The 8,541-nt window shown below is 40.2% G+C and carries 8 protein-coding genes and 2 pseudogenes; all 10 read left to right on the forward strand.

The annotated features are described in order from the left end of the window. Nucleotides 1–240 precede the first annotated feature (240 nt). Nucleotides 241–834 carry a TetR/AcrR family transcriptional regulator gene (locus BHE89_RS04775; protein WP_069366981.1) on the forward strand — a complete coding sequence of 198 codons (594 nt, stop codon included), beginning with the start codon at nt 241–243 and terminating at the stop codon, nt 832–834. Nucleotides 835–854: 20 nt separating this feature from the next. Then, nucleotides 855–1,710 (forward strand): annotated as a pseudogene (locus BHE89_RS04780) (winged helix-turn-helix domain-containing protein). Continuing rightward, nucleotides 1,710–2,228, forward strand: a complete 519-nt coding sequence (locus BHE89_RS04785) for a FidL-like protein (RefSeq protein ID WP_006536331.1) — start codon at nt 1,710–1,712, stop codon at nt 2,226–2,228. The pseudogene BHE89_RS04780 and the gene BHE89_RS04785 overlap by 1 nt, the downstream one beginning before the upstream one ends. Before the next feature lie 666 nt (nt 2,229–2,894). After that, nucleotides 2,895–3,173 carry a BMC domain-containing protein gene (locus tag BHE89_RS04790; protein WP_004249182.1) on the forward strand — a complete coding sequence of 93 codons (279 nt, stop codon included), beginning with the start codon at nt 2,895–2,897 and terminating at the stop codon, nt 3,171–3,173. 20 nt (nt 3,174–3,193) lie between these two features. Continuing rightward, entirely contained in the window at nt 3,194–3,478 is a 285-nt protein-coding gene (locus tag BHE89_RS04795; RefSeq protein ID WP_006536329.1) for a BMC domain-containing protein, read from the forward strand. Between the two features lie 14 nt (nt 3,479–3,492). Further along, a complete protein-coding gene (locus tag BHE89_RS04800; RefSeq protein ID WP_006536328.1) occupies nt 3,493–3,771 on the forward strand; it encodes a BMC domain-containing protein in 279 nt (92 codons plus the stop codon). Between the two features lie 73 nt (nt 3,772–3,844). Then, nucleotides 3,845–5,512 (forward strand): acetaldehyde dehydrogenase (acetylating), encoded by a 1,668-nt coding sequence (locus BHE89_RS04805; RefSeq protein WP_069730297.1) that lies wholly within the window; start codon nt 3,845–3,847, stop codon nt 5,510–5,512. A gap of 26 nt (nt 5,513–5,538) precedes the next feature. After that, nucleotides 5,539–5,802, forward strand: a complete 264-nt coding sequence (locus tag BHE89_RS04810) for a EutN/CcmL family microcompartment protein (RefSeq protein WP_064721253.1) — start codon at nt 5,539–5,541, stop codon at nt 5,800–5,802. A gap of 7 nt (nt 5,803–5,809) precedes the next feature. Beyond that, a complete protein-coding gene (locus tag BHE89_RS04815) occupies nt 5,810–6,958 on the forward strand; it encodes a 1-propanol dehydrogenase PduQ (RefSeq protein WP_069366977.1) in 1,149 nt (382 codons plus the stop codon). Between the two features lie 56 nt (nt 6,959–7,014). Then, nucleotides 7,015–8,541: pseudogene (locus BHE89_RS04820) on the forward strand (pyruvate formate lyase family protein); the annotation flags it as partial.

Raw genomic sequence — 8,541 nt, forward strand, 5'->3', positions numbered from 1 at the left:
TGAAATAGTTAATCAATGCAAGTGATTTTTTGATAAAAATCAAATTCTAAACTCCTTTTGTTTTTTAAATTAATCGTCCCGATCAATCTTGTAAAATAATTTAATTTTTTAAATTAAATTTGATTAATAAATAAAGGAATGTGAAGTCAACTCCATTATTTACATATAATAAGTATCAGTATAAATCAGATTGATTTTGATCAATAAGGAACATACCGACTGGTCGGTATTATCCTATGCATGAATACAACTGCACATCACCGAAAAAAAGACCCTATCCGAGTACAAGAGCAATTATTGGAAGCGGCAAGTGTTATTGTGGCTAATGAAGGAATAGCCTCTCTCTCTTTGAATGCCGTGGCAAAAGAAGCAGGAGTCAGTAAAGGCGGTCTACTTCATCATTTCCCCGGAAAATTAGAATTAGTGCAGGCAGTCTTTAAACGGCTATTGGATATTATGGATAGTCGCATTGCAGTGATTATGGAAAATGATCCGATTGAAGCAGGGCGTTTTTCTCGCGCCTATTTAACTTATATTTCTGATTTAAAACAGTCAGACGAAAGTCGCCAATTAGCCATATTATCTTTAGCTATGCCAAATGAGCCTATTATGCGTCAATGTTGGCGAGACTGGATGTTAGATCATTTAGCCAAAGGCGATAAATTAGATAATAGTTATTTAGGAACATTAATTCGTTATGCAGCAGATGGTCTTTGGTTATCTGAACTAACAGAAGGCCCTACACTTTCACAAGAAGAGCGTAGCGCATTAGTCGAAAGATTATCTGAAATGACATTTGACTATATGGCAAACACAGAAAATCAGTCATTTTAATCAGGATGAATGAGGGCACAATGAAATACAAAATAAATGCCTTAATTTATTACGACGCAACGGATGGCGCGATATCGTTAGAAAAAGAGAGTGTTGATACTCATCTTTCTATTACCGCTAATGCGTTACTTTTTTATTTTATTCAGCATCCCGGCGTTGTTAATCGTGATGAAGTATTAAAACGTGTTTGGGATGATAATGGATTAGTTTCATCAAACAGTAATTTAAACCAATATTTGAGTTTATTACGAAAAACATTTCGCCATTATGGTATTGAAAATATCATTGTGACTATTGCGAAAGGACGATTAGAGTTTAATCCAGATATATCAGTTGAACTCATTGATGATTCAACGCTCTTACCTTCAATTCAAACAAATGAAGGATCACCTATTCTAGTTAAAGATGAAAACAAAGTAGTGGTTGAAACAACGACACCTTTATCTTTAACGCAAACACCTTTAGAGCCTATACAAGAAGAAGCACCACAACAAAAACAGAAACCAGAAATTTGTTGGTATTTAGCCAGCATTGGTTTTCTATTAGGTGCGGTATTTCTTGCGGTGATCATCTTTTTTAATCAACACCAATCAAAGCCAATTTCACTGACACCATTAACGCATAATGATTGTGAGTTACTTTCTAATGAAGCCATGATTAATTCTGCGGTAAGTGATAATTATGTTCGCAATTTTGACGCTGTAAGAAAGAAGCTTAATTTACAGTGTGTGAAAGGTGAGCGATTTGTTTTCTTTTATGGTGATAAATTACAAACAAATGGATTGGGTCGAGTATTTTTTAGCGCACTGTGCTAAAAACGAAGATAATCCATTTAGTTATTGTGATAATTACTTTTACTATTCTTGGAAATACTAATGAAAATCTCAGGGAAACTTTTATGTTTTTTATCGGCCCTGATTTTTATCTTGGTCGCGACTTATGCAGCAACAAGATTATTAACCATTAAAAATGAAGGTGTCATGGTTTGCTCTACCAAGGGCATTATGCGTTTTGAAAATATGGAAGATGAAAATGTAAATGGGAATATTCATTTTTCATTTGGCGCTAATGGTAAAGGGTCTATTGTTGTTGAAGGTTATACCACCTCAAAAGCAGGATGGTTATATTTACAACGCTATGTGAAATTTGATTATACAACCAAGCGTGTTTCACCAACAGAACGTCACTATTTTGTTAGCCAATGGGATGCCAGTGCATCATCAATTGATGAATCTCCAGACGTTATTTTTGACTATTTTATGCGTGAAATGTCAGACAGTCATGATGGGTTATTTATTAATGCGCAAAAGTTAAATGAGAAAACATTACTACTCAGTTCACTCAATTCACCGCTCTATATTTGTACCTTAAAACCGGGCAGTAAATTCGATTAATCGTCCTGATTATCTGATTCTATTTTGCAAGGCGGCCTCTAATATAGTCGCCTTTTTGTTTATCTAAAACTCAATATATCTATCCTCTTAATTGACCATCTCTTCTCACATATTCCTGATGTTAACTCTTTGCCTATTCCGTGATTTCAATGGATTGTCGGTATGACTTTTATAGTAAAGAGTGCTCATCTTTATTTTTTTATACACCGTCGTAAAGATATAAATTTGATAAATATGTGATCAACAAAAAAATAGCACGATTTGTATATAGACTTGATTTACGCTTTTCCAATTATTGATCTCACATTGAAATATCAGTGATATTCCGCACATCTTTCTCGTCGATATGTACTGCCTTTTTTCACCTTTTTCAACATCCTTCTAACAAAGTTAATTTGGCTATTTTTTCATCTTTTTTTTATGAAAATCAATAAATTTATAACGATGAAAAAAAACAAATTAACAGCACGGATATATAAATAGAGAGATAAAAAAACACTAAATAACAGAATTAAATTCTATATGCGTTGTTATTATGGATTTATATTTTGTTTTTATTTTTGCGCGTTATAGTGATTTTGAAACCAACGTCTGCGTTTAAAAAATCACCACGCAGACATAATGGGCAAACGTAAACCGTTAAACGGCTTCTCGGAGGAAATGAAAATGGGTGATGCATTAGGTCTGATCGAAACCAAAGGTCTGGTGGCATGTATTGAAGCCGCTGACGCTATGTGTAAAGCCGCGAACGTTGAACTTATTGGCTATGAAAATGTGGGTTCAGGTCTCGTGACTGCGATGGTGAAAGGCGACGTAGGCGCAGTGAAAGCTGCTGTGGATTCAGGTGTGGAGTCAGCACAACGCGTGGGTGAAGTTGTTACATCGCTCGTGATTGCTCGTCCTCACAATGACATCAACAAAATTGTTATCAAACACAAGGCATAGTTTTTGCCTTAGGAGAACGTATGGGTGATGCATTAGGACTTATTGAAACTCAAGGGCTGGTGGCTTGTATCGAAGCTGCAGACGCGATGTGTAAAGCGGCAAATGTTGAGTTAATCGGCTACGAAAATGTGGGTTCAGGTTTAGTGACTGCAATGGTGAAAGGCGATGTAGGTGCCGTTAAAGCCGCTGTGGAATCTGGCTTAGAAGCTGCTCAACGTGTTGGTACTGTTGTGACTTCATTAGTCATCGCTCGTCCACATAACGATATTCAAAAAATCGTTGCCCAGTACAAAGTGACTGAATAACGAAGGAAATAAATATGAAAGAAGCACTCGGTCTAGTTGAAACCAAAGGGCTTGTCGCTTGCATTGAAGCTGCTGATGCAATGTGCAAAGCAGCCAATGTTGAACTGATTGGTTATGAAAACGTCGGTTCAGGTTTAGTGACAGCAATGGTGAAAGGCGATGTCGGTGCAGTCAATGCAGCGGTTGAGTCAGGTGTTGAAGCGGCAAAACGTATCGGCACTGTCGTGACTTCTCGTGTTATTGCAAGACCGCATAACGATATCGAGAAAATCGCACAACAGCACAAAGCCTGATTATTCAGGCGTGCTGTAAAGCAAAGAAATAAGTTATTCAGCTAAATTTTTTAACTCCTGTATGGGGGGAGACATGGTTGCATTAGATAAAGATTTGCAATCCAGACAACTGGCTCGTAAGCTAGTTCGTAACGCGAAAAATGCACAACTTGTTTATGCTAAGTTTTCGCAGGAAAAAATCGACAGCATTGTAAAACACATTGCATTTGAAGCGGCTCGTCACGCAGAAGAGCTGGCAAAAATGGCGAACGAAGAAACAGGCTTTGGTAAGTGGGAAGACAAAGTTCTGAAGAATACTTTCGCGTCATTGCGTGTGTATGAACATATGAAAGACATGAAGACCGTTGGCATTATCAATGACGATAAAGTGAAAAAAGTCATGGATGTTGGCGTGCCTTTAGGTGTTATCACGGCGTTAGTCCCTTCAACTAACCCAACATCAACCATTATCTATAAAACCCTAATTGCACTGAAAGCGGGTAATGCGATTATTTTCTCTCCGCATCCAAATGCAAAACAGTGCAGTTTCCGTGCATTAGAAATTGTTAAAAAAGCGGCTTTAGAGGCTGGAGCACCAGCAGGTATTGTTGATGGTGTGACATTACTGACATTAGAAGCGACCAAAGAATTAATGCACAGCAAAGATGTGTCATTAATTTTAGCGACGGGTGGTGAAGGTATGGTGCGTGCCGCTTATGCATCAGGTACACCAACCATCAGTGGTGGTCCAGGTAATGGCCCTGCTTTTATCGAACGCAGTGCAGATATCAAAAAAGCCGTGAGCGATATCATCACCAGTAAAACATTCGATAACGGCGTTATCTGCGCATCAGAGCAATCCATTATTGTTGAACGTTGCATTTATAACGAAGTTCACCGAGAGCTATTAGCGCAAGGTGCTTACTTTATGAATGACGAAGAAGCAACAAAAGTGGCTTCAATGTTACTGCGTGCTAACGGCACAATTAACCCAGCTGTTGTGGGTAAAGATGCGATTTATTTAAGTCAGCGTGCTGGTTTTAGCGTACCCGCGAATACGCGTGTATTAATCGCATTACAAGATACCGTTTCCCCAAAAAACCCGTATTCGCGTGAAAAACTATGCCCAATCTTAGGCATGTATATCGAAGAAGATTGGAAATCCGCGTGCGATCGCGTGGTGCAATTACTGACTAACGAAGGCTTAGGTCATACCTTAGTTATTCATACCAAAAATGAAGATGTTATTCGTCAGTTCTCTCTAGAAAAACCGGTTAACCGTATTCTGATTAATACCCCAGCGGCATTAGGTGGCATCGGTGCAACCACTAATATTACTCCAGCGTTAACCTTAGGCTGTGGGGCTGTAGGTGGTGGTTCTAGCTCTGACAATGTTGGTCCGATGAATCTACTGAATATTCGTAAAGTAGGTTATGGCGTGCGTACCGTTGAAGAGCTGAAACAACCTTGTCCTTTAGCACAAGAAGTTACTCAACCTGCTGTTTCTGCTTGCTCTGTTTCCAGTGCAAATCACCAGACCAGCATTCTTGATGATGACCGTTTTCGTTCACCTTCTTTAACCCCGGTTCATGCTGAATGTGCCACTGCACAACGTCAAGTTCAAGGTGATGATCGCTTTGGTGCATCTCCTTATGCAACGACTGTCAGTGCTTGTACACAACAAGTGATTGAACAAGGTGATATTACCGAAGAAAACGTGGAGCGCATTATCAAGGAAGTTCTCGGACGTCTGAGTAAATAACTCATTGATATAAGGCGATATAAACCATGATCCTCGCAAAGGTAATCGGACACGTAGTAGCGACACAAAAAAGCCCAGAACTTAAAGGTAGCAATTTATTGATGATAGCCACCTTAGATGATGAGCTTAAGCCACTGAAAAACAAAACGTATGTTGCAGTGGATAGTGTAGGTGCAGGTATCAACGATGTTGTGTTGGCTGAAGAATACTTTGCGCTGAACAAAGATCGCTACAAGGCGATGTCAGTGGTTGCCATTGTTGAGAAGGTTTATCGGGACAGTAAGGAGTAATAACGACATGAGTGAGTTTCTGATAAAACCCCAAATTCAGTTTGGCACCAATGCACTGGATTTTCTTTCTGGGTTAACTGCCCGCCGCGCATTTGTGGTGACAGATAAAGCAATGGTGAAGTTTGGCTTTGCAAATAAAGTCACTGACAAGTTAATGCAACGAGGTATTGATTTCCACATTTACGATGATGTTGCTTCCGATCCCGATATTTCAGCCATCGTCAGTGGTATGAAGATCATGGATGCTCATTATCCAGACTTGGTTATCGCACTTGGTGGTGGATCAGTGATTGATGCTGCGAAAGCCGTTATGTACTCCCTCTGGCATACCCGTAAAGAGAGCAACAGAACAAAACCTCAATTTATTGCGATCCCAACCACCAGTGGTACGGGTTCTGAAGTGACCTCTTTTTCAGTGATCAAATCACACAATGAAAAACTGGTCTTGGTTGATGAGTTTATGTTGCCTGATGTCGCCATTCTCGATCCTGAGTTGGTGAAATCTGTGCCACCTGCCATTACGGCAGATACCGGTATGGATGTCCTTTGTCATGCACTAGAAGCTTATGTTTCTAAAGCCGCATCTGATTTTTCCGATGCGATGGCAGAGAAAGCCGTCAAGTTAGTCTTTGGTCATCTTATTGATTGCCACCATCAAGGTGACAACTTATTTGCTCGCGAAAAAATGCATAACGCATCTTGTATCGCAGGCATGGCATTTACTAACGCCTCGCTGGGGATAACTCACAGTCTTGCTCACGCATTAGGCGGTGTATTCCACGTTCCTCACGGTCGTGCAAATGCGTTATTGATGACACATGTTGTCGCCTTTAACGCCAATCTTCATGGTGATTGTAATAGTGAAGCAGCAAAACGTTACGCCTATCTTGCTCAAAGCTTGGGACTTCCAGCTAATACAGTAAGAGAAGGGGTAACCAGTTTAATCGTCGCCATTAATGTATTGAAAGATGAAATGGGTATGCCGAAGAGTATTCGCGATACCGGTGTCAGTGAAGCGGACTTTTATGCTCGTTTAACGGAAATGGTCGGACAGGCTTTACGAGATAGCTGTACACCGACAAATCCGCGTGACGTGAACACACACCAATTAGAAACATTGTATCGTCAGGCATTTGCCGGTGTATCACACAGCTAATGCTCAACCGAATAAATACCGATTAGGTCAAGTAAAGAACATCAGGAGAGCCTCACATGGCCAAATATTCTTTGACGCCACGCGTAAAAATGCTGGCAGAACGTTTAGTTTCACGCAATAGCTCAATCAGTACAGAGCGTGCGACAATTTTTGATTCATTAGATAACAGCATTGCAGGTGTTCCACAAGCGATTAAACCTGCGCAACGTTTTTATGAGTTTATCCGCCATTTTCCAAGCTATATCGCACAAGATGAACTGATTATCGGTAGCCAATCATCAACACCACGCGGTGCCATTTTTCATACTGAAGAAGAAGTGCGTAGCGACTCTATCTATCGCTTCTTAAGTATTAATAATAGCGTTGCATCACCTGATTATATGCTGGTGGTAAACCAAGGTTTCTTAGCCATCAAAGCACAGCTTGAAGACAGAATTAGAAGCATTGGTAGTGCCGTCAATCGTAGCAGTATGGATGAAGCTAATTACTGTAAATCAGCAATTTATGCATGTGATGCAGCACTGTATTTTGCACAAATTCTGTCTGCAAAAGCAGAGAATTTAGCCGCAATGGAAGGTAATCCTTACCGTAAAGCCGAATTATTAGATAGTGCAGCAATATTACGTAAAGTGCCTGCAAAACCAGCAGAGACTTTTAAAGAAGCGGTTCAAGTATTTTATTTACTGCAATTAGTCTTACATCTAGAAAATGGTAGCTATGCCATTAATCCAATGGGATTTGATAAAGCACTTTATCCATTCTATCAACGTGATATCGACCAAGGTCGTTTAACACAAGCACAAGCGTATGAAATTGTTGAAAGTGTATGGCTGAAATTAGCTGAACTTTCAGAAGTACGTGCAACTAAAGAAGTTGATGGTTATCCCATGTTTGATGCAATGACACAGGGTGTTGATATCAACGATCCACGTGTCAGCATTAACGAACTGTCAGAGATGCTGTTATCCGCTCGCACTAATCTGTCAACCTTACACAGTTCACTGCAAGTGCGTTTATATAATGGTCGTGCGAATTCACAGCCTCAATACGCCGCTCCTTCTGCACACTTTGTTACATCAAATGCTGATGCGGGCGAATTCAAGGTGATGGAAGGGTTAACGCCTCGCTTACAACGCTTACGTAATCGCTACTTAGAAGCACGTCCAAGTGTCTCTATTTACAGGGCACTAGCATTTACTGAAATCGTCCGAAATAACCCAGGTTTGCCACCGATTTTACTGCGCGCTAAAGCATTCCGTCGTGCATGTGAAACTGCACCTATCTTAATTCAAGATGAAGAGCTGATAGTTGGACATCCTTGTGGAAAAGCGCGTGCAGGTGCTTTCTCTCCTGATATCGCATGGCGCTGGGTTCGTGATGAACTCGATACCATGAGCACACGTCCACAAGATCCATTCCAAATTTCAGAAGAAGACAAAAAAAGTTATTCGCGAAGAGATTGTTCCATTCTGGGAAGGTCGTTCTTTAGACGAGATCTGTGAAGCTCAATATCGCGAAGCAGGTGTGTGGGAATTTAGTGGTGAAACCTTTGTTAGTGATCTGTCTTATCACCAAATCAATGG

This window comes from Shigella sp. FC1967 (assembly GCF_001743005.1).
Taxonomy (GTDB): Bacteria; Pseudomonadota; Gammaproteobacteria; order Enterobacterales; family Enterobacteriaceae; genus Proteus.

Excerpts from the sequence above, each read along its gene's own strand:
- BHE89_RS04775 (WP_069366981.1), top strand. The coding sequence starts at position 241 with ATGAATACAACTGCACATCACCGAAAAAAAGACCCTATCCGAGTACAA.
- BHE89_RS04785 (WP_006536331.1), top strand. The coding sequence starts at position 1,710 with ATGAAAATCTCAGGGAAACTTTTATGTTTTTTATCGGCCCTGATTTTT.
- BHE89_RS04790 (WP_004249182.1), top strand. The coding sequence starts at position 2,895 with ATGGGTGATGCATTAGGTCTGATCGAAACCAAAGGTCTGGTGGCATGT.
- BHE89_RS04795 (WP_006536329.1), top strand. The coding sequence starts at position 3,194 with ATGGGTGATGCATTAGGACTTATTGAAACTCAAGGGCTGGTGGCTTGT.
- BHE89_RS04800 (WP_006536328.1), top strand. The coding sequence starts at position 3,493 with ATGAAAGAAGCACTCGGTCTAGTTGAAACCAAAGGGCTTGTCGCTTGC.
- BHE89_RS04805 (WP_069730297.1), top strand. The coding sequence starts at position 3,845 with ATGGTTGCATTAGATAAAGATTTGCAATCCAGACAACTGGCTCGTAAG.
- BHE89_RS04810 (WP_064721253.1), top strand. The coding sequence starts at position 5,539 with ATGATCCTCGCAAAGGTAATCGGACACGTAGTAGCGACACAAAAAAGC.
- BHE89_RS04815 (WP_069366977.1), top strand. The coding sequence starts at position 5,810 with ATGAGTGAGTTTCTGATAAAACCCCAAATTCAGTTTGGCACCAATGCA.